Consider the following 26848-nt stretch of genomic DNA (forward strand, 5'->3'; position numbering starts at 1 on the left):
CTCCTTTTATATTATACACTAAAATTCTTCCCTATACCTTAAATTCTATAATATTTTCTTTCATCTTTTCTGATAGCTTTCTAAGATCAGAAGCCATATTCTTAATGCCCTCCATTGAATTTAATTCATCTTCTGTTAAAGCACTTATTTCTTCAGTTGAAGCTGCTACTTCTTCCATTGCCGCTGCACTATTTTCAACTATTATTAAGATTTCTTCCCTTTTAGAATTTACTACTTCATTTGAATTTACTATAGAGTCTATAGCATCCTTCATAATATCAATTTCATTTCTCATTATTTTTAATGAATCAACAGTATCTGCAACACTTCTACTTTCCTTTAAGGAGACTTCTTTAGTTTCATTTAATATTTCTATAGTACTATTTATCTTACTCCTAATATCCTTTGTAGTTCCCTTAATTAATTCAGTTGCTTCCTTAGAGTTTTCTGCTAAATTATTTATTTCTTTAGCAACTACAGCAAATCCCTTACCTACTTCTCCAGCATGAGCGGCTTCAATAGATGCATTAATTGAAATTAAATTTATACTATTTGCAATATCATCTATTATGCTTACAAAATCATTTATTTTTTTAGTACTTGAGGATATTTCTAAAATATCCTTAGATAAATACTCAATTGAATTTTGTAACTCTAAATTATCATTTAATAAATTTTTCATTCCTGTATTATTTTTCTTAGCATTTGCTCTTAATGTACTATATAAATCCTTTAATATTTTAATAGAATTTCCTACATTTTTTATAGAATCTCCTAAGATATTAATGTTATTAGATATATTAACCATACTATCAGCTTGTTGCTGAGTTACAGAATTAATGTTTTCAATTGAAGTTGATACCTGCTTTGAAGCTTCATATATACTATTAGATGCTTCTGCTATATTAACAGTATTTTCATTTAAGGTTAATGATAAATCTATATTTTCAGTAAATACAGACTTTAGTATTTCAAAGGAATTATTTAGCTCCGCCAAAGCATCACCTAATTCATTATTTAATTTTATATTTGATCTATAAGTAAAATCCCTTTCTCCCATAGACTTACTCATTTTATTAATATCAATAATTGCACTTAAATATTTTTTTACAATTACATAGGATCCTAGTAATACTACTAAAGCTACTCCGATAGTTATTAAAAAATTAAATAAAATACTGTTTAATATTGTTTTATTCAAGCTAGCCTTATCATATATTGCTGCTACCTTAAAATCATTATTGGCCTTATGGTATGTAACTATTTTTTTACTACTACCTACCGTTACTTCTCCCACACCTTTATCATTACTCATAATCTTATTAAACTCATCATTAATTTTAGTATTAATTTTTTCAACATTATTACTTGCCATAACCATACCAAAACTATCTGTTAAATCAAGCTCTATTCCTTCTATTTTAAATGAATCCATTTTATTTTGAAAATAATCCATTGATAATTGAATAAAACAATCAACACCATTTTTAGATGCTTTTATAACAATATATCCAATATCACCTGATTTAATAAAGTTAGACCAAAACACACCATCTTCTATGCCCTTAGAAAAAGTTAACTTCTCAACATATGATTTACTTAAACTTCCTGAATAAGATATAAAATCATTATTTTCTCCTTTTGTTGCAATTGAAGTTACATAAGGATTACTCTTTGAAAGAGAATAAACAAAGTTATTTGCTCTTTCCTTGTCTTTTATTCCTGTTTGGATAGACAATATTAGTTGTTCTATCTCTACTACTCCATCATCTGTTAAACTCTCTCCAAAATCTCTAGTTTGTTCTAACACTTCATTTACTCTTTTTGTTTCATTTTTATATGTAATATAAGAATAATATGATGCTAATGTTAAGCTAGTAATTAAAATAATTGCTGTAATGAATAAAAGTATTTTTTGAGTAATAGTAAGTCTTCTAACTCCTAATTTCTTAAGTTTTTTTCTTTTATCTTTTTTACTCAAACCCGTCCCCCCATAAATATCATTTTAAACCTTTACAAATATATAAAAAAAGAAAAAGTAAATATATTACCTTTTCTTATATTATATAATATTAAATTCCAAATTTATATGTTTTTTGATATTTTTAGTATTCTTCCGAAATTTTTTGTAAAATGCCCAAAGCGAAAAATATAGTTAACATAGAACTACCACCATAACTTATAAGTGGTAATGTTATTCCAGTAAGGGGTATCACTTTAAATATACCACCTACTATAACTAAAGTTTGACAAGCTATCATTGTACTAAATCCTACTGCTGATAGCAAACTAAATCTATCCTTAGTTAAAAAAGCTATTCTTATACCCCTATAAAATAATAGGAAATAAATTATCATCAATCCTACTGCAAAGATAATACCTAACTCTTCACAAATAATTGCAAAAATATAGTCACTTTCACTAGCAAAAATCAAATCCGGATATCCATTTCCAAGTCCTACACCGAATAATCCTCCTGAGGATATTGCATATAAACCCTGAACTATTTGATATCCTTCTGCATTAGCATACTTCCATGGATCTAGCCAAATCATAACTCTTCTTTGAACGTGTCCAAAAACTCCATAAGCAGCTACTGCTCCAATTGATGAAAGTCCTAAACAAGTAAATACATATTTTTTCTTAGAAGTTGCAATATATAACATAGTTACAGATATACCAAAAAATATTAATGTTGATCCTAAATCTGTTTGAAGTACCATACAAACTAAGGAAAACATTACTACCAATGCAGGTTCTATAAGCTGTTTAAAGTCCTCTTTTATAATATTTTTACTTTCATAATTCATAAGAGAAGCTGATAAATATAAAACTAAGGCTATCTTACCAAATTCAGATGGTTGAAACCCAAATGGTCCTATATAAACCCAGTTCATAGCTCCATTCACAGAACTTCCCATAATAAGGTTATAAACTAACCCCATAGGCATTAGAATTAATGTTATTATCATATAAATCTTTTTATACTTATCAAAGCTTTTTAAGTCAGGTAACGCTATTACTATAGTCATATATCCAATTATTCCAAGTATAACCCAAACTAATTGTTTATAGGCAAAACTAGGATCTATTCTATAAAGAACAGCAATCCCAACTACAGCTAATATACTTGAGAAGATAAACATAAACTTATCTCCATCCGGATAAAACCTTCTTAAAATATAATGAGATAATCCTACTATAATGCATAATATAAATCCAATAATTAAAGCCTTGGTGTCAAAAGGCTTTTCTAATAAAGCTAGATTTGTAAATAGAAGTAAGCATAACAAATAAATTAATTTAAGAACTCTTTTTTCTAACTTTAATGCTTTATTCATTTTCTCACCTCTAATTTTTCTCTGCTCTTATTACCTTAAAGGTTGCACTTCCTATTCTTATTTTGTCATTAGCTCTAACCTTCGAATATCCATTAACTTTTTCATCATTAATAAAGACACCATTTGTGCTATTTAAATCTTCTATCAATACTTCATTATTTTTTACTACTATTTTAGCATGGTTCCCAGAAGCATATTGATCTGTTAATTTTATTGTATTTCCTTCTTTTCTTCCTATAGTTATTACACCATTTAACAATAAAATAGATCCTTCTTCTAAGTTTGAGTTTTCTCCTACACTTAGTACTTCTATTCCATAATTTTTTTTAGCAGAAGATTGTCTTCTTCTTCCACCACCTTTTACGTCCTTGTACATTATTTTTAGTGCATAATAAATTATAAAGTAAAGTACTATTATAAAAGCTACACCAAAAACAATTGTCGTTAGCTTTGAAAAACCCATCTTTTCACCTCAAAATTAGTATTATATTACCATTATATATTAAAACTTATATAGATAAATAACAAGTCCTCTTTACTTATCTTAACATCTTTTTAAGATATTTAGCTGTATATGACTCTTCTACCTTAGTTATATCTTCTGGAGTTCCAGTTGCAACTATAGTTCCGCCCTTATCTCCACCTTCTGGTCCTAAATCAATAATATAGTCTGCACACTTAATCATATCTAAGTTATGTTCTATAACTACTACTGTATTACCTGAATCTACAAGTCTTTGAAGTATTTCTACTAATCTACTTACATCATCTATATGAAGACCTGTTGTTGGTTCATCTAAAATATAAAGAGTTTTTCCTGTGCTTCTTTTTGAGAGTTCATAGGCTAATTTTATTCTTTGAGCTTCACCACCAGATAATTGAGTAGAAGGCTGCCCTAATCTTATATATCCAAGTCCTACATCATATAAAGTTTGCATTTTATTTTGAATTCTAGGAAGGTTTTCAAAAAATTTCAATGCTTCTTCTACAGTCATATTTAAAATATCATCTATTGACTTACCTTTATATTTAACTTCTAAAGTTTCTCTATTGTATCTCTTACCTTTACATACTTCACAAGGAACATATACATCTGATAAGAATTGCATTTCTATTTTTATTATACCATCTCCAGTACAAGCTTCACATCTTCCACCCTTAACATTAAAACTAAATCTCCCAGGTTTATACCCTCTCATTTTAGCTTCAGGTGTATTAGAGAATAATTCTCTAATTATATCAAATACTCCTGTATATGTAGCAGGATTGGATCTTGGCGTTCTTCCTATGGGACTTTGATCTATATCAATAATCTTATCAATATTTTCATATCCTAATATTTCTTTATGAGCCCCCACTGGATTTTTACTTCTATTAACAAGTCTATTTAACCCTTTGTATAAAATCTCATTTACTAAGGTACTTTTTCCTGAACCAGATACACCTGTTACCATAGTTAAAGTTCCTAGAGGAATCTTTACATTAACATTTTTTAAGTTGTTTTCTTTAGCACCTTTAACAACTATATGATTTCCATTTCCTTTTCTTCTTTCTTTAGGAATTTCAATAGTCTTTTCTCCTAATAAATATTGTCCTGTTATTGATTCCTTACAGTTTTTAATATCTTCAACAGTTCCAGCTGCTACTATTTCACCACCATGCTCACCTGCTCTAGGACCTATATCTACAATAAAATCAGCCTCTTTAATAGTATCTTCATCATGCTCAACAACTATTACAGTATTTCCTACATCTCTTAAATTTTTTAAGGTTCCTATTAATTTATCATTATCTCTTTGATGAAGTCCTATACTCGGTTCATCTAATATATATAATACACCCATAAGAGCTGAACCAATTTGCGTTGCTAATCTTATTCTTTGAGATTCTCCACCTGATAATGTTCCTGAGTTTCTAGATAAATTTAAATAATCTAATCCAACATCTACTAGGAAATTAAGTCTATTCTTTATTTCTCTTATAATTTGATCACTTATTATTGTATCCTTTTCTGAGAATTCTAATGAATTTATATAATCGAGCTCATCCTTTATAGAAAGCTTAGTAAATTCATATATGTTTTTATCCCCTACTAAAACGGCTAATGCTTCTTTTTTAAGCCTTGCACCATAACATTTAGGACAAGGGTTATCACTCATATACTGCTCTATTTCACTTTTTATGATATCTGAATTAGTTTCTCTATATCTTCTTTTTAAAGAGTTTATTTCTCCATCATAAGCGTAATTATACTGAGAAGTTACTCCTTCTTTTGTATAAATAACCTTCATTTTCTTTCCGTTAGTTCCATAAAGAATTAAATCTAATTCCTTTCTACTAAGTTCCTTTACAGGTCTACTTAAATCTACATCATACTCTTCACTTAAAGCCTTTAGTATTGCAAAAGTCCAAGAGTCTTCTTTTAACCTTCCTTCTCCCCAAGTTGCAATTGCACCTTCTAAAATGCTTAAATCCTTATTTGGTATAACTAAGTTCTCATCTATCTCCATTAAAGTACCTAAACCATCACAATAATCACATTTTCCAAAAGGAGAGTTAAATGAAAATAATCTTGGTGCAAGCTCATCTATACTCATACCGCATTCAGGGCAAGCAAATTTTTCGCTAAATAAAATATCTTCTTTGCCTATAACATCTATAACTACTAACCCTTCAGCAAGCTTTAAGGCTGTTTCTATGGAGTCTGTTAATCTTCCTTCTATACCTTCCTTAATTATTATTCTGTCTACAACTGCTTCAATATTATGTTTTATATTTTTTTCTAGTGTTACTTCCTCTTCTGCTAACTCATAAATAGAACCATCTATTCTAGCTCTAACAAACCCGCTTCGCTTTATATTATCTAGTACCTTCTCATGAGTTCCTTTTTTTCCTCTTATAACTGGAGCTAAAACTTGAATTTTAGTTCTATCCCCAAGAGCCATAACACTATCCACAATTTGGTCAACAGACTGTTGCTCTATAGGAATTTTACATTTTGGACAATAAGGTTTTCCTACTCTTGCATATAATAATCTTAAATAATCATATATTTCTGTAATTGTTCCTACTGTAGAACGTGGATTTTTACTTGTTGTCTTTTGATCTATAGATATAGCTGGCGATAATCCTTCAATATATTCAACATCTGGTTTATCCATTTGCCCTAAAAACTGTCTTGCATAGGATGAAAGAGACTCAACATATCTTCTTTGTCCTTCTGCATATAAAGTGTCAAACGCTAATGAAGATTTTCCTGATCCTGATAATCCTGTAAATACTACTAACTTATCTCTAGGTATTTCTAAAGAAACATTTTTTAAGTTATGTACTTTAGCACCTTTTATTATAATTTTATCCTTCATATTTATTATTTTCTCCTTATATTAACATTTGCTCGAACAAGCGTTCTTTATTCTATTCTAAATTTTATTATATACAATGTCAATTATATATTAAAGTATTTGCAAAAAAAGAGTGTAATAAACACTTATTAATTTTATTACACTCTTTACTAATTTTATTAATTAATTTCAAATTTAAATCCCTTTACTTTATCCTTTGTAATAGAATCTATTTCAAGTTCTAAAATCCCATCATCTTCATCAATTATATTAAAGCTAGTTATTATCTCATATGCTTTATATCTGTTCTTACTAACCTCTAATGTATGAATTTCTTGTCTATTAAATGTGTATTTTTCAGTTTTATTAATAAAATTTATTCCTTCAACATTTTCTGTTTTTAATTTTAATATATTATTTTCATAACTTTCAAAAGTAGTGTTATACTCATTATCTTGAATAAGCTTGTTTTTTAAATCTACTATTATTTTTTTATCATATTTTTTATCATAAAAAATATTATCACATTTAAATATAATATCTTTATCTTTAATTTCACCTTCAAAATCTATTCTTTTATCTCCATTTAAATATGATGTTACTCTTGAGCTTTTATATTCATTTCCTTTATTGTCTATTAATACAGGATTATCAAAACTTACAAAATTATATTCATCACTATTTAAATTAAAAATTAAGCTTGTTCTTGTTTTAGAGCTGTTTATACTTTTTACTTTTATATCTCCAATTTCTGTTCTGATTATATTATTGCTAATAGGGATATCATTTATATTTTTTCTAAATTTTTCTTCTAGTATTATTGGAACTTTAAAAACTGCTAGGCTTTCTGACTCATCTTTATTATAAACATTAAATATCACTAAAAATTCTTGCTCAAATTTTTCAAAATTACATTCAATATAGTTTCCACTTCTTCCAAAAGCTTCTATACTTTGAGAAAAAAGACCTTCTATTTTATCTTGTTCATTTATATCTGTTAAGTCTACTTCTACTTTATATCCTTCCTCAACTTCATACTCTATCCACATAGCTTTATAATCACCAACTACATTACTTACCTTTAGCTTAATTCCATTAACTTCATTTTTATAGTCTATATTTTGAATTAAATCTGCTTCTACTGCATTATTAAATCCCTTATCTCTAGTTAATAACTGAGCTAATTTACCTATTATAGGTAAGTTTTGAGCAACTATTGAAAACTTAGGAAACAAATTTAAAGTAATAATAAAGGCTATAAAAGATGCAGCAACAATTTTGCTTATTAATACTAATCTACTATTTTTTTTATTACCTTCAATTATAGATTTAGCAACTAAGAAGTCTAAGTCTTCAGGAATTTCAATATTTTTATAAATTATTTTTTCTTTATTAAATAAATCTTTCATGACTCTTCCTCCTCAATTTCTTTTCTTAGTAAATTTAAAGCTTTATGAATTTTATTTTTCAAATAGATATAAGCTATCTTAAATAGTTTTTCCTTGTTATATTTAATATATTCCTCAAATATTTTTTCCCTTCCCCTTTTAAACACCATTCTCCCCCCTACTTACACCCCAAATTTACTCTTCTATCTTATAGACGAATGAAAAACTATTTTTGTTTAAATTAAATATAAAAAAGTATTAAAATATCATATCTAGGTTCCGTCTTACAGCTCCAAGTCACCTTCCTATGATATTTTAATACTTTAATTATGCATTATTCATTATCCATTCTTAATAACGCCTCAGCACTACACTCCTTCAAAATTGAACAAGGGAATAAAGCTTTCCTTATCAGTTCCTTCTTCTTGAACAAACCCATTTTTTACTCCTAAGTTTAATGCGTAATCAATAAGAGATTCATAATGCTTTTGATTCAAAGGCTTATTTAATTCTGGATACTCCTTCACATGCTCTAATGGTGTGTACTGATTCATAATACTAATATAAACCTTATCTCCATATGTATTATATATATAATCTATTATCTTTTTAGAATCAAACAATAATCCTGGCAACATAAGATGCCTTATTATTACACCTCTTTGTATTATTCCATTGTCATCAAATTTAACTTCTCCAACCTGATTTACCATTTCATTAATAGCTTCACTAGCATAAGAAAAATAATCTTTTGCTCTAGAATATTTAATAGAATATTTTGTTTCAAAATACTTCATATCAGGTAAATATACATCTATATATCCTTTTAAAAGCCTTATGGTTTCGACTTTTTCATATCCACTACTATTATAAATAATAGGAAGGTTTAACCCTTTAATTTTTGCTATTTTTATAGCCTCAATAATTTGAGGCACATAGTGAGTTGGGGTAACTAGGTTTATATTTAAAGCTCCTTTTTCCTGAAGCTCTATAAATATTTCTGATAATCTATCTATTGTTATTTCCTTTCCCCATGAGCATTGACTTATATTATAATTTTGACAAAAAACACATTTTAATGTGCAGTAAGAAAAAAATACTGTTCCAGAGCCTATATCACCAGATATGCAAGGTTCCTCCCAATAATGAAGAGCAGCTCTCGCTACCCTTATTTTTTCTCCAGCTCCACAAAACCCTCTTTTTCCACTTAATCTATTTACCCCACAATTTCTAGGGCATAATTTACAACTATATAATACTTTCACTACTTATCACTCCAGATATTTTTAAAGCTTTTTTATTATTTTTTACCTTTTAGATCATTAATTATATCACGTAGTTCTGCTGCTCTTTCAAATTGTAAATTCTTAGCTGCATCCATCATTTCTTCAGTATACTTCTTAATTAACTTCTTCTTATCCTTTTCTGAAACTTCTTTATTACCTTCTGCTTTGTATTCAATCTTTTCTTCTGCTACCTTAGTTGCTTCTATTACATCCCTTACATCTTTTATAATAGTTTGAGGCGTAATTCCATTCTTTTCATTATATTCAATTTGAATTTTTCTTCTTCTTTCAGTTTCCTTAATAGCCTTATTCATTGATTTAGTAATATTATCTGCATACATTATTACTCTACTTTCAGAATTTCTAGCTGCTCTACCTATTGTTTGTATTAATGAAGTTTCAGAACGTAAGAAGCCTTCTTTATCAGCATCCAAAATTGCAACTAATGCTACCTCTGGAATATCTAGCCCTTCTCTTAGTAAGTTAATTCCTACTAATACATCATATTCTCCAAGTCTTAAATCCCTTATAGTTTTCATTCTTTCTATAGTATCTATATCTGAATGCATATAGGTAGTTTTTATTCCTAGATCCTTTAAGTACTTAGTTAAATCTTCAGCCATTCTCTTAGTTAATGTAGTAATAAGAGTTCTAAATCCCTTTTCAGTAGTTTTCTTAATTTCAGAATATAAATCATCAATTTGACCTTGTACTGGTCTTATCTCAATTACTGGATCTAATAATCCAGTCGGCCTTATAACTTGTTCCGCTATGTTAGTTGAGTTGTCTAACTCATATTGAGATGGTGTTGCACTAACGAAAACCACTTGATTTATTTTTTTCTCAAACTCTGGAAATTTAAGTGGCCTATTATCATATGCACAAGGTAATCTAAATCCATACTCTACTAAAGTATCCTTTCTGGATCTATCACCTGCATACATAGCTCTACATTGTGGTAATGTAACATGACTTTCATCTATAAACATTAAAAAATCATCTGGGAAGTAATCTAGTAAAGTTTGTGGTGGAGTTCCAGGAGCTCTACCATCTAAAATTCTTGAATAGTTTTCTATTCCACTACAGTATCCCATTTCTCTAATCATTTCTATATCAAAATTTGTTCTTTGTCTTAATCTTTGAGCTTCCAATAATTTTTCTTGGCTATTTAGTTCTTTAAGCCTATCTTCAAGCTCTCCTTCAATAGTACTTATAGCCTTCTCTAGTACCTCATGTGAGGTAGCAAAGTGAGATGCTGGAGATATAGATACATGATTTCTCTCCCCAATTATATTACCTGTTAGAACATCAAACTCTCTTATTCTTTCTATTTCATCGCCAAAAAACTCCACTCTAATTCCTTTATTTGAAGATGAAGCAGGAATAATATCTAAGGAATCTCCTCTAACTCTAAAACTACCTCTTGCAAAATCTATGTCATTTCTTTCATATTGAATTTCTATAAGTTTTCTCATTATTTCATCTCTATCCCTTACCATTCCTGGTCTTAGAGATATAGTAAGCTTTTTATATTCCTCTGGGTTACCTAAACCATAAATACAAGATACTGATGCTACAATAATAACATCCCTTCTTTCTAATAAAGCAGATGTAGCGGAATGCCTCAATTTATCTATTTCATCATTTATTGAGGCATCCTTTTCTATAAAAGTATCTGTTTGTGGAACATAAGCTTCTGGTTGATAATAATCATAGTAAGATACAAAGTATTCTACTATATTATTAGGAAAAAACTCCTTAAACTCTGAGCATAATTGAGCTGCTAATGTCTTATTATGTGCTAATACTAAAGTTGGCTTTTGTACCCTCTCAATTATATTTGCCATAGTGTACGTCTTTCCTGATCCAGTTACACCCAGTAATGTTTGTGCTCTATCGCCATTATTTATTGAATTAACTAAGCTTTCTATAGCTTGAGGTTGATCTCCAGTTGGTTTAAACTTTGATTCTATTTTAAACTCAGGCATGTTTTTACCTCCTTTTATACATTTCATTCTTCCCTTTTCTGATAAATAAATTATACATTTAAATATATATTATTACAATTTTACTAGAAAAAAAGAAAGCTTATCGCTTTCTTTTCATTTCTTCTAATATCTTCTTAAAGTTTTCATTATCGACACTTAAAGCATCTTCTGCTTTTACCATTCTTGGTACTAAAAGCATTCCTACCCGCTTATTCTTTGGTATTATATTCAAATCGACTATTTCCCCGGAAATTTTTTTTATTTTAAAAGATATTTCACTAAAACTTTCTCTTACAGCTTGAAAGATTTCTACTTCTGAAATAACCTTATTTTTATTAACCTCTAATATCTTATCTCCTCGTCTAACTCCTGACTCATATGCAGGAGAATTAGGTGCTACTTCCAATACAGCTACCCCACTATCATCAGTTACATAAATATACTTTCCAGAATTCTCAATTTTATTTTGAATTCTTATCATAAGTTCATGTCCTAAAGGTGCAAAAACAACTACAACAATTTGTCCAATTATTCCAAATTGAGATAATTGAGCTATTAAAGTTAATAATGCTCCATAGACTATTATACCAATACCAGAATATATAGGTTTCTTTACTTTATCCTTTGTAAATGATACTGAGTTATAGCCTACAACTCCATATAAAGGTATTGATGCAATTATAGCTGAGCTTAAAATTAATAAAGTTTCTGGTCTATTAATTATTGGCCACCAATCTGGTGTTGATACTGAAGAAGTTCCAGCTGTAGATAAATTACTAGAAATAGCAATAAATATTGCTACTGGCAAAGCCCAATATCTATTATATGCAAATCCACCAACTATTTTATTATCCTTATTGGAAAATACAGGAATAGCACCTCTACTACCATCAAATAAAACTAAGAAACCTTCTACTATATGCATAAGTCCAACAAAGGTCATAAGAGATAAAATATTTATATTTATGTAAGCCTGAGTATTTGTATAGCTTGATAATAAACTAATAAAAATACTAATTGCTCCTAATATTGCTCCTGAGTAAGAAAAACATATAAATCTTTTTTTTACAAAAAGCAATAAAATTGAAATCATAAACATAATTTCTATTCCAGAGTTTTCATTAAAAATTATTCCTAAAGAACTTAGCATTAAACTAACAATAGCTCAAGCTATAATCCCTAAAGCTATTTGCGATAGTGTAAGTTCTAAAGGGGAGTTTATAGTCTCCCCAATAGTCATTTTCTGCATAATTGATATTTTTTTATTTTTTAAATAGAACATTATTCCTAAAACTATCAGCATAAATATATGCATAGGCTCAACTATAGCATAAGATACAGTCCTTAAAGTATATAGCATTAAATCCATTTATGAGCCTCCTATTTTATCTTTTCCTTTATAACTTCTAATCCTTTATTAAATTGAGGATCAATATTTCTATCATATTCCTTGTGTAATAAATCTTCAGGAATTTGTACTTCTATATCTGGTTTTATTCCAACCTTATGGATGTTTTCTCCATTTGGAGTGTAATATTTTGATGTTGTTACTTTTAATCCACCATTACCATCTTTAAACTCTATTAATTGTTGAACAACTCCCTTACCAAAACTAGTTGTTCCTACGATAGTTCCAGCTTCATAATCTCTCAAAGCTCCAGTAACTACTTCTGATGCTGAAGCACTACCTCCATCAATTAATATAACTAATGGCATTCCTTCCGCTTCTCCACCTATAGATTTTGATTCTTGCCTATTATCATATTTATCTATAGTGTAGGTTACCACTTTGCCCTTAGGTATAAATTCAGATGCAACTTTTACTGCCTCATTAAGGAATCCACCTGGATTTCCTCTTAAGTCTAATATCATACCCTTCATACCTTCACTTTTTAATTCAATAATTTTTTCTTTAAAAGCCTTTGCAACATCTTCATCAAAAGAAGATATTTGTATATAACCTATATTATTATCAATTAATTCACCCTTAACGGAAATAATCTTAACGACATCCCTAACTATTGTTATATCAAGGTAATCAGATCCAGCTCTAGAAACAGTTAAAGTTACAGGCTTGCCTTCTTCACCCTTTATCATAGATATAGTTTTTTCTACATTAACTTCCTCTATCTCTTTTCCATCAACTTTCAGAATTACATCCCCTGCTTTTAAGCCTGCTTTTTCCGCTGGTGATCCTTCTATAGGTGCTACAACTGTAACCTTATCATCTTTGATTCCTAATTGTGCCCCTATACCTACAAAATGCCCTTCACTTTGCTCCATAAAAGATTTATATTCATTTGAATTCATAAATACTGTATATGGGTCCTTTAAAGATTGAGTCATACCTTTAATTGCAGCTTCTAAAAGTGTTGTATCATCTATCTCACCATCATACTTAGTTAATAAGGCATCTCTAACTTGAAATAACAATTCATATTTTTTTACATCTTTAACCTCACTAACGTCTTTAGCCACATCTTCACTAACACTTCTTAAGCTAACACCATTAAAGGCAAAGGTATTACCTAAATAGAAAAACATAAGATTTGAAAACAAGAAAACTATAACTATTGCTACTATAATTAAAGGCTTTTTATATCTATTATTCCTTCTCTTATTATTATTCTCCTCCATCTTCTAATACTTCCTTTCATAAACCTCTATAAAACATAGATTTGTCTTAATAATATTTTAAGTGGAGATAAACTCCACTTAAATTATATAAGTTATTCTTTCTTTTTATTAATACCTTTATACATCTAAGAATTTTCTTAATGCAACTCCACTTCCTAAAGCTCCTACTATTATTCCACCTAATAGGAATATCCAAGTTAATGTTCCTAAAACAAAGCCTGGGGTTACTAATGATACTAAGAACATATTAGATACTATGTATCCGTAAGCCCATCTATAAAGGAAGAATAATATTATACTTGATACTAGTGAACCTACAAAACCAATTATCATACCTTCAATTATGAATGGCCATCTAATAAACCAGTCTGTAGCACCTACGAACTTCATTATTCCAACTTCTCTTCTTCTAGAATATACTGTTATTTTAGTTGTATTTGTAATTAAGAATACAGAAACTCCTATAAATACAACAAATAATATTAATCCTGCTACTCTAACCCCACCTACAAATGAGCTTATAGTATCTATCATATCTTGTTGATTTGATATATCTTCAACTCCAGACATGCCTTTTACAGCATCTGCAACTTGTTGAGCCGCTTCTGGATCCTTTAATTTTACAATAAATGAACTTGGAAGCGGATTATCTTTTAAATCATATCCTTCTAACAAGCCTTGATTATCCTTTAGCATATCTTTTAAATTTACAAAAGCTTCTTCTCTAGATTCATAGATAACCTCTTTAACGCCTTCTTGCTCATTAAGCTTTATCTCTATCTCTCTTTGATCTATTAGTTTTATATCATCATTTAAATAAACTTTAATTTCAAGCTTTGATGCAACATCTTCTATAGCTTTATTAAAATTTAAACCAAGAAGGATGAAAGTACCAAATATAAAGAATGTAATTAAAACAGTAATCATAGCTGCTAAGCTTAAGGTTCTGTTTCTTTTCAGACTTTTAAAAGCGTCTACAAAAAAATACTTTAATGTATTAAATTTCATCTTCGTACATCCCCCTTGCTGTGTCTCTTGCTATACATCCTTTTTCTATAGCAATAACTCTTTTTTTCATGTTATCAACTATTTCCTTTGCATGTGTAGCCATTAAAATCGTAGTCCCTGCTCTATTAATATCCTCTAAAAGTTCCATTATTTCCTTTGCAGTTTCTGGATCTAGATTTCCAGTTGGCTCATCACAAATTAATACTGATGGGTTGTTTACGATAGCTCTTGCTAAGGCAACTCTTTGTTGCTCACCACCAGATAATTCACTTGGGAACATCTTATACTTATGAGAAAGACCAACTAATGAAAGCACCATAGGAACTCTTTTTCTAATTTCCTTAGGTGAAGCTTCAACTACTCTCATAGCAAAAGCAACATTTTCATATACATTTAAAGTCGGAATAAGTCTAAAGTCTTGGAAAACCATCCCTATCTTCCTTCTATAGTATGGTATTTGCTTTCTAGTAACATTGGAAAGCTTCTTTCCTGCAACAATTATTTCCCCTACAGTTGGATCTACTTCTTTTATTAACATTTTTATAAAAGTTGACTTTCCAGCTCCAGAAGGTCCAACTAAAAATACAAATTCCCCTGATTCTATAATTATATTCACATCTGATAAAGCCTTAACATTATTATCGTATAGCTTAGATACATTCTTAAATTCTATCATTCTCTAAACACCTCGCACATCAGCGTATTTTAAACCTATAGCGTTATTATAGCATAACAAAGCACAAGGAAAAACGTTTTTTGCACTTTTCTACTTAATAAATCTACATTTTTCGCTTTTTATAAATAATTTTAATTAAATCTTAATAATCTGTAAATCCCTTACCTACTGCCTCTGTGGATTCACTTACAGTTAAAAAGGCTTCTGGATTATTAACCTTTATAAATTGTTTTAATGTAATAAACTGCTTAGAAGTTAAAACTGTATATATAACAGTCATATCCTCCTTTGTGTAACCACCTTTTCCAGTTAATATTGTACATCCTCTATCTATATCTTTATTAATAAAATCTACTACTAACTGTTCTTTATTAGTAATTATAAATACTTGCTTAACTGGATTTATTCCAGCAATAAATTTATCTACTAAAATACCTATTAAAGTAGCACTTAAAAGACCAAATAATCCTTTCTCTACTCCAAATGAATATATTGCAAGTAAAGTTACTGTACAATCTGCCAACAACAACCCTTGACCTATTGGTAAATGAAAATACTTATTTATAATTTTAGCAACTATGCTAGTTCCTCCAGTTGAGGCTCCTTGGTAAAAAGTAATTGCTGTTCCAAAAGCTAAAACAGCTGAACCAAATATACATGCTAAAACCATATTATCAGTTATCGCTCTTGGTTCAAAAAATGTTTCAAAAATCCACATTATTACAGACATCATCACCGTAGAATATATACTCTTAGCTCCAAAAGAACTACCTATTAAGAAAAATGCTAATGCAAATAATATAGCATTAAATATAAACACTAATATACTTGGATTAATATCTATTAACTGATTTATAGCTAAAGCTAATCCTGAAACACCACCTGCCGCTATATCAAGCGGGAAGAAAAAATATTCTAGCGCAAAAGCCCCTATTGCTACTCCTACTGTAGATAAAAAATATTCTTTTAACTTTTCCATTTGTATTTTATCTCCTTCTTTTATATAGTTCCCATCCTAAAGGTTATTGAATATTTTTAAACCCTTCTCCCATAACTTCATGTACTTCCCCAACAGTTATAAATGCTTTTGGATCAACTTTACCTATATACTGTTTTAATTTAATAAATTCGCTTCTCCCTAAAACTGCATATAAAACGCAAGTATCTTTTCCAGTGAAGCCTCCAACCCCTTTTAAAAAAGTACATCCTCTTTCCAAATCATCCATAATAAATTTCCCTATTTCATCACTTTTTGTACTTATAATAGTAACTTCTTTACATACATGGAAACCTTCTATAAATTTATCTATAGCTATTCCATTAATTATTACTGATAATAATCCATATAATCCAATATTTATACCAAAAGTTATTGCCCCTAATAAGGTTACTATAAAATCAACTACTAATAAAGACTTTCCTATATCTATATTAAAAAATTTATTTAATATCTTTGCTATAGTATCCGTTCCACCTGTAGATGCATTTGCATTGAACACTATGGCCATTCCAATAGCTGTTATTAAAGTTCCGAATATAGCTGCAAGCATTAGATCATTAGTTAGAGCATATGGATTAAAAAACTTTTCGATGATAGTCATCATTCCTGCTAAACTAAAACTTGATACGATTGTTTTAACACCAAAATTTTTACCAAGAAAAATAAATCCAATAACAAATAAAAATAAATCCATAATAAAAACTAATGGTCCAGTAGATATTGATGGTATGTAATGATTAATTACTATAGCTAACCCTGTTAGTCCCCCTGCTGCTATATTATTAGGTATAAAAAAATATTCTAATGATAGGGCAACTAAAAAAACACCTGTTATTATTAAAACATATTCCTTTAAACTTTCCTTCATATAAATCTCCTTTCTTAGAGAATTTTTATTATTTTTCCACATTATATATAATTCTATCCACAGTTATTATAGTTTTGTCCTTAATTTTTTATATTTCTCTGTAATTATTATATATATGTTTCTATTAATAATCTAGATATTTACAATATTCTAAATGTAAATGTTAATTAAATTATTGGGGATAAAACTTAATTTAATATCATAAAGCAAAAAAACTCCCTCAGGAGTTTTTTAATAATATTATTTTTAATTGAGCTGTCTTTACAACAGCTCAAAATGGTAAATATAGCTATTTTAAAGTGATTATTAGTGATTTATTTAAATTATTATAGTAAACTAATTATTTTTTTAATGAAATTGCTTTTTTAGCCTTTTCAATAACATTTGCAGCTGTTAATCCATAAGCTTCTAAAAGTTGATCTGGTAATCCACTTTCACCAAATACATCTTGTACTCCAACTTTTAATACTGGTACTGGTATTTCTTCTGATAATACTTCTGATACAGCTGAACCTAAACCGCCTATTACGTTATGTTCTTCAACTGTTACTATAGCTCCAGTTTCTTTTGCTGCATTAATTAAAATCTCTCTATCTATTGGTTTTAATGTATGAATATTTATTACTCTTGCATTAATTCCTTCTTTTTTTAATTCCTCTTTAGCTTCTAAAGCAACATCTACCATTATTCCAGTAGCAATTATTGTTACATCATTTCCATCTGCTAAAGTTACACCTTTACCTATTTTAAATTCATAAGTATTTTCATCATTTATAACATTAACGCCTGCTCTTCCTAGTCTAACATAGCAAGGTCCATTATATTCTGCAATAGCCTTAATAGCTGCTGCAGTTTCAACTGCATCTGAAGGACATATTACAGTCATATTTGGAATACTTCTCATTAAAGCTAAATCTTCTATAGCTTGATGAGATGCTCCATCTTCCCCTACTGTTAAGCCTGCGTGAGTTGCACATACTTTAACGTTAAGTTTTGGATAACAAATAGAATTTCTAATTTGTTCAAAAGCTCTTCCAGCTGCAAACATAGCAAATGTACTTACATATGGAATTTTTCCACAAGTAGATAAACCTGCAGCAACTCCCATCATATTTCCTTCCGCTATACCCATATTGAAAAATCTTTCTTCACAAACAGCTTTAAAATCTGCAGTTTTTGTAGATTTTGATAAGTCAGCATCTAAAACTACTACGTCTTTATTTATATTAGCTAATTCAGCTAATGCTTTTCCATAAGCTTCTCTTGTTGCAATCTTCTTACTCATTAATTGTTACCTCCAATTTCTGCTAACGCTTGTTCGCATTGTTCTTTACTTGGTGCTGTTCCATGCCATGATGCTTGGTTTTCCATGAAAGAAACGCCTTTACCTTTTACAGTATTGCAAACTACAACTGTTGGTTTTCCCTTAAAGTTTTTTGCCTTTTCTATTGCATCTTGAATAGCTTCTATGTCGTGACCATCTATAACTAATACATTCCAGCCAAAAGCTTCAAACTTCTTGTCAATTGGTGAAGGATTCATAACCTTTGTTATATCTCCATCTATTTGTAACCCATTGAAGTCTACAAAAGCAGTTAAATTGTCTAACTTATAATGAGCTGCTGCCATAGCTGCTTCCCAAACTTGACCTTCTTCTAATTCTCCATCTCCTAAAAGAGTGTATACTCTATAATCCTTGTTGTCTATTTTTCCAGCCAGAGCCATTCCAACAGATGCTGATATACCTTGACCTAAAGATCCAGTTGACATATCAACTCCTGGTAAACACTTCATACTTGGATGACCTTGTAATCTAGAGCCAATTTTTCTTAAAGTGTTTAACTCTTCAACAGGGAAATATCCTCTTCTAGCTAACACGCTATATAAAACAGGTGCAGCATGTCCTTTTGATAGAACAAACCTATCTCTGTTATCGTCCTTAGGATTTTTAGGGTCTATGTTCATTTCTCCAAAATATAATGTAGTTAAAATATCAGCAGCTGATAATGAACCACCTGGATGTCCTGAACGAGATTCTGTTAACATGGAAACTATATCCTTACGAACAGTTTTTGCTAATGCCTTTAATTCTTCAACATTTTTAATCATCTTTTATCCTCCTAAGATTTGATTTACCTGTAAATATATTGTGCCTTATCTTTACAAAATTATTTTAGCACAACACATTTAATTTGTATATACTAATAGTCTTATTTTTTAATAAAACTAAGGTATTTTTAGCTATATGTGATATACTATTTCAGTATTGTATATCACTTTTCCTTTAAAATTTATATAATAAAAGAAACCCAATGTGGGTTTCTTAAGTATTTAATATACTCAATTATCTTAAAAATAATTTTTTAGAATACTTTTTTAAGCTAAATTTAAACTTATTAATAATGCTTTATTTACCTTTTTCATATCTGCATCAGTCATGTGACCTATCTTCTCTTTTAACCTTTTCTTATCTAAAGTTCTTAATTGTTCTAATAAAACAACAGAATCTCTATTTAATCCATATTCTTCTGAAGAAATTTCAACATGAGTTGGTAACTTAGCTTTATTAATTTGTGATGTTATAGCTGCAACAATAACTGTTGGACTATATTTATTCCCTATATCATTTTGAATTATTATAACTGGTCTAATTCCACCTTGCTCTGATCCTATCACGGGGCTTAAATCAGCATAAAAAATATCCCCTCTTTTTACTACCATAGTCGTCATTAGAAATATCACACTCCGCAAAGCCAGTTCTCATATTCATCAATATCTGCATTTTCGCACTCGAAAGGAAGTTGTGAAAGCTCCAAATTAATTTTTGCCATTTCTTTGTAGCCATCTTTCATCATTTCAAAAACATCCATATTTAATTGATCTTCATTACATTGTATTAAAGAATAATCAATAAATTGACTATTTTTTTTAATTTTTATTGAATTTTTCACAAATCGAAAATTAATAACTTTTTTAGACATAATTTGCCTCCAGGTAGTAAAAGATCTATGTATAAATAAATTATATTGCAAATTATGTCCTTTTGTCAAAACTTATGTTTAATTTTTTCAACAAATCTTTATATTCTTATAATTTAATCTGTTTTAATCACTTTTGTCTTTAATTTGTAAAACCTCTTTCATACCTATGTACTCCACTTTCTCTAACTTCTTAACTTGTACTAATATAAAAATCAAATATTGAACTGGTTATTTTTTATTTTTACCTAAACACGTCTTCCTCTATATCCTTTAATTTTTCAAAGTTTTTATATACTATTGTAACCCTATCAGCATTATCTTTATCATAAATTATAGCACCTATAGGAACTTTTTTATTTTTATCTATAAAAATCTTAACTTTATTTAGACTATCATTCTTTAGAAATAACTCACTAGTGAACACAATATATTCAGTTTCACCCCATTCTTCTTGTCCTTCTTTTATTCCTTCGTTATTTATAGGATAAGATAATAACTTATTTAAAAAGCTTATGGAGTATAACTCATCCATTCCTATTGCCATTGTGTACTCTTTATTAGAAATATAATCTTTAACTAAAATTTCGTTATCTTTATATATTTTAGTTCTGTCTTCTCCGAAATCTATTCGGCCCCCTAAATCCTCTTTATAATATTGAACCGTATCCTGCCTCTCTTCATCTCTTGAGTTTTTCACTACAAATTCTACTTCCGTTTTGTATGCTTTAATATTTTTTAATGATTCAATTATCTCTTCATTAGTAGGCTCTGCTGTTATTCTTAATAAAATAACTAGGCTAATTAATATTACAGGTATGGATATCAAAAACACTAGTAATAATTTTTTTTTCATTTTATCCCCCTTGAACGTTACTACTTATTATTACTAATATTAAATCCACTTAAGATTTATTCATATATAATTCATAGCCTTAGATATATTTTCTATTAATTCAGAGGCTACAGTAGAATATTTACCTTCTGATGCAATTTCTCCCGCTATCCCGTGGACATATGCTCCAACTAAGGCCGATACTAAAAGTGAATGTCCTTGGGCTAAAAGTGCTGCTATAATACCAGTTAAGCAATCCCCCATTCCTCCTGAAGCCATTTTACTATTACCTGTTCTATTTATGTAAACACACTCTCCATCTGTAACTATGGTATTATAACCCTTTAATAAAACTATAATATCATTTTCTTTAGCATATTTCTTTGCTACATTAATCCTATTTTCCTCTACATAATCTAAAGTTTTATCTATAAGCACTGCCATTTCTCCAGGGTGTGGAGTAAATATAGATCTACCTTTTAATCTATTCATAATCTCCCTGTTCTCTTTTAAAATTTTAAATGCTCCTGCATCAATTACAAATTGCTTATTTTCATAATTAACTAAATCTAATAAAATTTCCTTATATATTTTTTCTTTATCAATCCCTGGACCTATAGCAAATACCCTTGAGTTATTAAATATATTCTTCAGATCATCTCCTTCCTCAATATTAGCAGTCATAGCTTCAATTAGTTTACTACTTAATTTATCTTGTACATATTTCGTTGATACTAAAGTAGTTAGTCCAGCTCCTGCTTTAACGCAAGCTTCTGTAGCTATATAAGCTGCGCCAGTATATCCTTTTCCCCCTGCTAAAATAGAAACTTTCCCATAGCTCCCCTTATGTCCATAAACTCTTCTCTTTTTTAATAATTTTTTATAATCTTCTTTATCTAAAATATACATTTGCTGCGATTTTATTTTTTTCACAAAATCAGGTATTCCTATTTTTAAAACCTCTACCCTTCCCAAATAATCTAAAGCCTTATACTCTATAAATCCCTTTTTAATTACTTCAAAAGTATAAGTTATATTAGCTATTATACATGCTCCCATTAAACTTCCATCATCAGCATTTAAGCCAGATGGCACATCTATACTAATTACAAATTTAAATTTTTCGTTTATTAAATTTATTAACTCTATATAAAAATCTTCTAAAACCCTATTTAACCCGATACCAAATATACAGTCTACTGCAATTTCATAGTTATTAACAATTCTATCTAAAAGAAATATGTCCTTTGTGCCTTTTATACAAATTATATTATTTGTAAGTTTTTTCAGAATATTGAAGTTTACTAAAAAATCTTTACTATATTTATCACTCTTACTTACTATAACTACACATACATCTTTATTTTGAAGAATTAATTTTCTTGCAATAACTAAGCCATCCCCACCATTATTTCCACTACCGCAAAATATTGCAAACTTCTCTCCTAAGTTAATTACCTTATCGGTAACCTCTTTGGCAGCATTTTCCATTAATACAAGACTTGGAATTCCAATTTCTTCTATAGTGTACTTATCTATTTCTTGACATCTACTTCTTGTCATTATTTCCATTAATCTTCCTCCAATATAGCAAAAGCTATTGCAGATGTTCTATTATGGGATATAGAAATATTAATCTTATAATCTCCATTAATCATCCTATCCATATTATTACTTAAGTATACTATTGGTTTTCCTAATTCATCTCTTAATACCTCAATATCTATTAAAGAAAAACCTCTAAATCCTGTCCCTATTGCCTTACTTATAGCTTCCTTAGCAGCAAAATTTCCAGCTATCACCTCTGCTCTCATATTTCTTTCTTTAAACATTTCAATTTCCTTAGTTGTAAAAACCTTATTTAGAAAACCATTATTTTTATTAATAGCCTTTTCTATTCTATCTATTTCAATTATATCTGTTCCTATTCCAATAACCATAAAATCACCTCTTAAATCGTCGTATAGACACCAAATTAAAATTAATAATTTAACTTTTCTTCATTTTCATTATACGACATCTCTGATTTTATTTTCTATATTTATATATTAAAGTCAGAAACATAGTTATCAACATATTCTCCTAATATGTCAACAAGATGTATAGGGGATACTTGATAATCATATATAAGTTTCAACAAATCTTTAACCTTATCCTCTTTATTAGAAATTTTACTTATAAAATCCCTTTCGATTTGTATTATATTCCCCTCTACTAAGTCTTGTCTTTCAATCTCAATACCAAATGCTTGTCCATCTAAAAAATTTTCTTTAAACATTCTAAAAAAGTATCTACTTTCTTTCCCATCATTTTGAACATTACTATATAGGCTATTAACAATATACATATTATTCCCCTCCCTTTTAACTTATGTTTTATCACAACATAATATTACAATATCATAGATTTTATTAAAACAATGTCAAACCTTGTTTCCTCTCATTGAAAAATATTTCTTTACATTTCAACAAAATTCAACTATCACATAACAATTTAATATCTTTTATTTAATTTATATATAATTATTTAAATTAAAATCCCCATTTATTCCACTTATTATAAAATTCATCGTTTTATTGTATATACACTGGTATAATCTTTAATAAAAATTATATTATTTTGTATTTTTTTGATATATTCTTTGTATTCTTTTTAACACCATTAGATATATATTTTATTATAAAAATACTTTTTAAATACAAATTTATTACTAAATATTTTAATTTCTTATTGATATTGTTAATAATTAGACATATAATAGTTTTATAATAATAGTTATTAATTAATATTTATTTAAAGGTAGGTGTTCATTTTGAAATCCTTAGAACTAAAAAAAGATATTCATTGGGTAGGAGCTTTAGATCCAAACTTAAGAGTTTTTGATATAATCATGTATACTCCTTATGGAACAAGCTATAACTCTTACGTTGTTAAAGGAAATGAAAAAACAGCTGTTTTTGAAACAGTTAAAGTAGAATTTTTTGATCAATATATTGAAAGACTTAAAGATTTAGATGTAGATATAACTAAAATTGACTATATTGTTGTAGATCATACAGAGCCAGATCATGCTGGATCAGTAGCTAAGTTGTTAGAAATTTCACCAAATGCTAAAGTTGTTGGTTCTGCCCCTGCAATAAAGTTTATGAAAAAAATAGCAAATAGAGAATTTGAATCTATCACTGTAGGAGATGGTGATACATTATCATTAGGAAATAAAACATTGCAATTTATTTCAGCACCATTTTTACATTGGCCTGATTCAATTTACACTTATATTCCTGAAGATGAAGTTTTAATAACTTGTGATTCATTCGGTTCTCATTATTCATCTGAAGCTGTTTTAAACAGTAAAGTTGAAAATAGAGAAAATTATATGGAAGCTTTAAAGTATTACTTTGATTGTATTTTTGGACCATATAAAACTTATGTATTAAAAGCTATAAGAAAAATAGAAAACTTAAAAATCGACATGATACTTCCAGGGCATGGTCCAGTATTAGTTGAAAATCCTATGGAAATAGTTGAATATTATAGAACTTGGAGTACTCCATCAATTCCATCTGCTGATGCTAAGAAGGTTGTAACTATTCCTTATGTTTCTGCTTATGGTTATACAGCATCTTTAGCAAAAAATATTGCTGAAGGTATAGAAGCTGCTGGAAACATCGAAGTTAGATTATTTAATGCTATTGAGCATGAATTAAGTGAAATTGTTAATAGCATTGGAGAATCAGATGGATTATTATGTGGTTCACCAACTATAGTTGGAGAATTACTTGAACCAATTCGTGATATTCTTTCAAAATTAAATCCAGTTATTCACGGTGGAAAACTAGCTGCTGCATTTGGCTCATATGGTTGGAGTGGAGAAGCTATTCCTAGAATGGAAACTAGATTAAAAGAATTAAATATGAGATTATATCCAAGTTTAAAAATTAATTTCAAACCATCTGACGATGAATTAAAGGAAGCTTTTGATTTTGGGTTAGAATTTGGTGAAATTCTTCTTGGTAATAAAGATCTACCAACTCAAGCACCTCCTAAAGCAAAAGAAGAGTCAAAATCTACTGGCGGACTAAAACTTTGGAAATGTGTAATATGCGGAGAAATATTTGAATCTGAAACTGTTCCAGAAATTTGTCCTGTATGTGGAGCTGGAAGTGATCAATTTGTTGAAATTGAAAGAGAAGAAACAACTTATAAAATAGATAAAGAAGAAACCTATGTAATCATAGGTAATGGTGCTGCTGGATTCTATGCAGCGAAAGCTATAAAAGAAAGAAATGAAAGCGCAATAATTAAATTAGTATCTAATGAACCTGTACATTCATATGTAAGAACTCAATTATCTGATTTAATTACTGAAGATATTGACGATTCATTCTATCTTGCAAGATCTAACTGGTACAAAGAAAATAATATAATAGAAATACTTGGAGCTAATGTTGATAGTATTGATAGAGAAAATAAACTAGTAAGATTAGATAATAAACAAGGAATTCGTTATGATAAATTAATATTAGCTAATGGTAGCTATAACTTCGTTCCACCTACTAAGGTTAAATTAAATGATTCTGAAATAGAAATAAATTCATGGACTTACAATAATGTAAATGGAATTCATACTATTAAGAAACTTTCTGACGTTAACAAACTTAAGGAAGAGTTACCTTCAGCTAAAGATATAGTTATCATTGGTGGAGGATTATTAGGACTAGAAGCTGCATGGGAAGTACAAAAGCGTGGTATAAATGTTACTGTTGTTGAATTAGCAGAAAGAATGCTTCCACGTCAATTAGATAGTGATGGCTCTAAATTATTTGAAAGCTTAGTAAATAAAACTCCAGTTAAAGTTCTTTTAGGAGAAGCTGTAGAATTTATAAAGGCTGATGAAACTGGTGTTAAGTCAGTTCAACTAAAGAGTGGTAAAACAATAAATGCTGATGCTATTATCTTCTCAGTAGGTGTAAGGTCTAATATATTCTTAGCACAACCTGCTGGAATTAAGTGTGAAAGAGGCATAGTTGTCAATAAGCATATGGAAACAAATATTCATAATATTTATGCTTGTGGAGATATAGCTGAATATGACGGAGTGTATTATGGAAACTGGCCTGCTGCTATAGAAATGGGAAAAGTTGCTGGTGCTAATGCAACTGGAGATAAGATTAAATTTGAAAAATTTGTTTCATCTACTGTATTCCAAGCAATGAATACTCAAGTATTCTCTGCAGGAACTATAAATTTTGATGATCCTTCATTAGAGAAGATAGGATATGTAGACAATGCTAATAACAAATATTCAAAGTTATTCTTCCAAAACAATAAATTAGTTGGTGGTATTCTTATTGGAGATATTACTTCTTCTGTTAAGATTATAGAAGGAATCCAAAAGGGAGAAAATAAATCAACGGTTTTAAGTAAAGGAACTATATAATTAGTAAGGAGCTACATTGATTTTAACCAATGTAGCTCCTTTACTCTATTTATTTAAAT

24 protein-coding genes are annotated in these 26848 nt (G+C 28.9%); 1 reads left to right on the forward strand and 23 read right to left on the reverse strand.

What is annotated here, in order from left to right; all coding sequences use genetic code 11:
• Nucleotides 1-31 precede the first annotated feature (31 nt).
• The 23 genes from BN6774_RS17730 to BN6774_RS17830 form a co-directional block, all read right to left on the reverse strand.
• A complete protein-coding gene (locus BN6774_RS17730) occupies nucleotides 32-1981 on the reverse strand; it encodes a methyl-accepting chemotaxis protein (protein ID WP_066896204.1) in 1950 nt (649 codons plus the stop codon).
• Between the two features lie 124 nt (nucleotides 1982-2105).
• Nucleotides 2106-3341, reverse strand: coding sequence for an FtsW/RodA/SpoVE family cell cycle protein (locus BN6774_RS17735; protein ID WP_066896207.1), 1236 nt, complete (start codon nucleotides 3339-3341; stop codon nucleotides 2106-2108).
• Between the two features lie 10 nt (nucleotides 3342-3351).
• The gene (locus BN6774_RS17740; RefSeq protein WP_066896210.1) at nucleotides 3352-3804 is read right to left on the reverse strand and encodes an FHA domain-containing protein; all 453 of its coding nucleotides are present in this window, start codon (nucleotides 3802-3804) and stop codon (nucleotides 3352-3354) included.
• Nucleotides 3805-3880: 76 nt separating this feature from the next.
• On the reverse strand, nucleotides 3881-6706 hold the full coding sequence (uvrA, locus tag BN6774_RS17745) for an excinuclease ABC subunit UvrA (RefSeq protein ID WP_066896213.1): 2826 nt from the start codon (nucleotides 6704-6706) through the stop codon (nucleotides 3881-3883).
• Nucleotides 6707-6864: 158 nt separating this feature from the next.
• Entirely contained in the window at nucleotides 6865-8094 is a 1230-nt protein-coding gene (locus tag BN6774_RS17750; protein WP_066896217.1) for a DUF4179 domain-containing protein, read from the reverse strand.
• Nucleotides 8091-8243 carry a hypothetical protein gene (locus tag BN6774_RS18585; protein WP_159426853.1) on the reverse strand — a complete coding sequence of 51 codons (153 nt, stop codon included), beginning with the start codon at nucleotides 8241-8243 and terminating at the stop codon, nucleotides 8091-8093. The genes BN6774_RS17750 and BN6774_RS18585 overlap by 4 nt, the downstream gene beginning before the upstream one ends.
• A gap of 198 nt (nucleotides 8244-8441) precedes the next feature.
• Complete coding sequence (locus BN6774_RS17755; RefSeq protein ID WP_066896220.1) at nucleotides 8442-9338, reverse strand: radical SAM protein; 897 nt, start codon at nucleotides 9336-9338, stop codon at nucleotides 8442-8444.
• A 35-nt stretch (nucleotides 9339-9373) separates the two neighbouring features.
• Nucleotides 9374-11347 carry an excinuclease ABC subunit UvrB gene (uvrB, locus tag BN6774_RS17760; protein ID WP_066896224.1) on the reverse strand — a complete coding sequence of 658 codons (1974 nt, stop codon included), beginning with the start codon at nucleotides 11345-11347 and terminating at the stop codon, nucleotides 9374-9376.
• A 100-nt stretch (nucleotides 11348-11447) separates the two neighbouring features.
• Nucleotides 11448-12497 carry a PDZ domain-containing protein gene (locus BN6774_RS17765; RefSeq protein ID WP_235829635.1) on the reverse strand — a complete coding sequence of 350 codons (1050 nt, stop codon included), beginning with the start codon at nucleotides 12495-12497 and terminating at the stop codon, nucleotides 11448-11450.
• A 15-nt stretch (nucleotides 12498-12512) separates the two neighbouring features.
• Nucleotides 12513-12716, reverse strand: a complete 204-nt coding sequence (locus tag BN6774_RS18910; protein WP_235829636.1) for a hypothetical protein — start codon at nucleotides 12714-12716, stop codon at nucleotides 12513-12515.
• An 11-nt stretch (nucleotides 12717-12727) separates the two neighbouring features.
• On the reverse strand, nucleotides 12728-13984 hold the full coding sequence (locus BN6774_RS17770) for a S41 family peptidase (protein WP_066896226.1): 1257 nt from the start codon (nucleotides 13982-13984) through the stop codon (nucleotides 12728-12730).
• Nucleotides 13985-14101: 117 nt separating this feature from the next.
• Nucleotides 14102-14992 carry a permease-like cell division protein FtsX gene (gene ftsX, locus BN6774_RS17775; protein WP_066896229.1) on the reverse strand — a complete coding sequence of 297 codons (891 nt, stop codon included), beginning with the start codon at nucleotides 14990-14992 and terminating at the stop codon, nucleotides 14102-14104.
• Complete coding sequence (gene ftsE, locus BN6774_RS17780) at nucleotides 14982-15668, reverse strand: cell division ATP-binding protein FtsE (protein ID WP_066896232.1); 687 nt, start codon at nucleotides 15666-15668, stop codon at nucleotides 14982-14984. Before ftsE ends, ftsX begins: the two co-directional genes overlap by 11 nt.
• 142 nt (nucleotides 15669-15810) lie before the next feature.
• Nucleotides 15811-16647, reverse strand: a complete 837-nt coding sequence (locus BN6774_RS17785) for a YitT family protein (protein ID WP_066896235.1) — start codon at nucleotides 16645-16647, stop codon at nucleotides 15811-15813.
• Between the two features lie 43 nt (nucleotides 16648-16690).
• Entirely contained in the window at nucleotides 16691-17536 is an 846-nt protein-coding gene (locus BN6774_RS17790) for a YitT family protein (RefSeq protein ID WP_066896238.1), read from the reverse strand.
• 340 nt (nucleotides 17537-17876) lie between these two features.
• On the reverse strand, nucleotides 17877-18821 hold the full coding sequence (locus BN6774_RS17795; RefSeq protein ID WP_066896241.1) for a transketolase family protein: 945 nt from the start codon (nucleotides 18819-18821) through the stop codon (nucleotides 17877-17879).
• Complete coding sequence (locus BN6774_RS17800; RefSeq protein WP_066896244.1) at nucleotides 18821-19645, reverse strand: transketolase; 825 nt, start codon at nucleotides 19643-19645, stop codon at nucleotides 18821-18823. The genes BN6774_RS17795 and BN6774_RS17800 overlap by 1 nt, the downstream gene beginning before the upstream one ends.
• 267 nt (nucleotides 19646-19912) lie before the next feature.
• On the reverse strand, nucleotides 19913-20266 hold the full coding sequence (locus tag BN6774_RS17805) for a type II toxin-antitoxin system PemK/MazF family toxin (RefSeq protein ID WP_066896248.1): 354 nt from the start codon (nucleotides 20264-20266) through the stop codon (nucleotides 19913-19915).
• 8 nt (nucleotides 20267-20274) lie between these two features.
• Nucleotides 20275-20517, reverse strand: coding sequence for a hypothetical protein (locus tag BN6774_RS17810; protein WP_066896251.1), 243 nt, complete (start codon nucleotides 20515-20517; stop codon nucleotides 20275-20277).
• A 241-nt stretch (nucleotides 20518-20758) separates the two neighbouring features.
• Nucleotides 20759-21370 (reverse strand): germination lipoprotein GerS-related protein, encoded by a 612-nt coding sequence (locus BN6774_RS17815; RefSeq protein WP_066896253.1) that lies wholly within the window; start codon nucleotides 21368-21370, stop codon nucleotides 20759-20761.
• A 60-nt stretch (nucleotides 21371-21430) separates the two neighbouring features.
• Nucleotides 21431-22921 (reverse strand): bifunctional ADP-dependent NAD(P)H-hydrate dehydratase/NAD(P)H-hydrate epimerase, encoded by a 1491-nt coding sequence (locus BN6774_RS17820; protein WP_066896257.1) that lies wholly within the window; start codon nucleotides 22919-22921, stop codon nucleotides 21431-21433.
• Nucleotides 22921-23289, reverse strand: coding sequence for a holo-ACP synthase (gene acpS, locus BN6774_RS17825; RefSeq protein ID WP_066896260.1), 369 nt, complete (start codon nucleotides 23287-23289; stop codon nucleotides 22921-22923). The genes BN6774_RS17820 and acpS overlap by 1 nt, the downstream gene beginning before the upstream one ends.
• 101 nt (nucleotides 23290-23390) lie before the next feature.
• Entirely contained in the window at nucleotides 23391-23696 is a 306-nt protein-coding gene (locus tag BN6774_RS17830) for a DUF6514 family protein (protein ID WP_066896263.1), read from the reverse strand.
• 465 nt (nucleotides 23697-24161) lie between these two features.
• Here BN6774_RS17830 and BN6774_RS17835 point away from each other — a divergent pair, with 465 nt between their 5' ends.
• Nucleotides 24162-26789 (forward strand): FAD-dependent oxidoreductase, encoded by a 2628-nt coding sequence (locus tag BN6774_RS17835; RefSeq protein ID WP_066896265.1) that lies wholly within the window; start codon nucleotides 24162-24164, stop codon nucleotides 26787-26789.
• Nucleotides 26790-26848 lie beyond the last annotated feature (59 nt).

Source organism: Clostridium nigeriense (genome assembly GCF_900086595.1).
Lineage (GTDB): Bacteria > Bacillota > Clostridia > Clostridiales > Clostridiaceae > Clostridium > Clostridium nigeriense.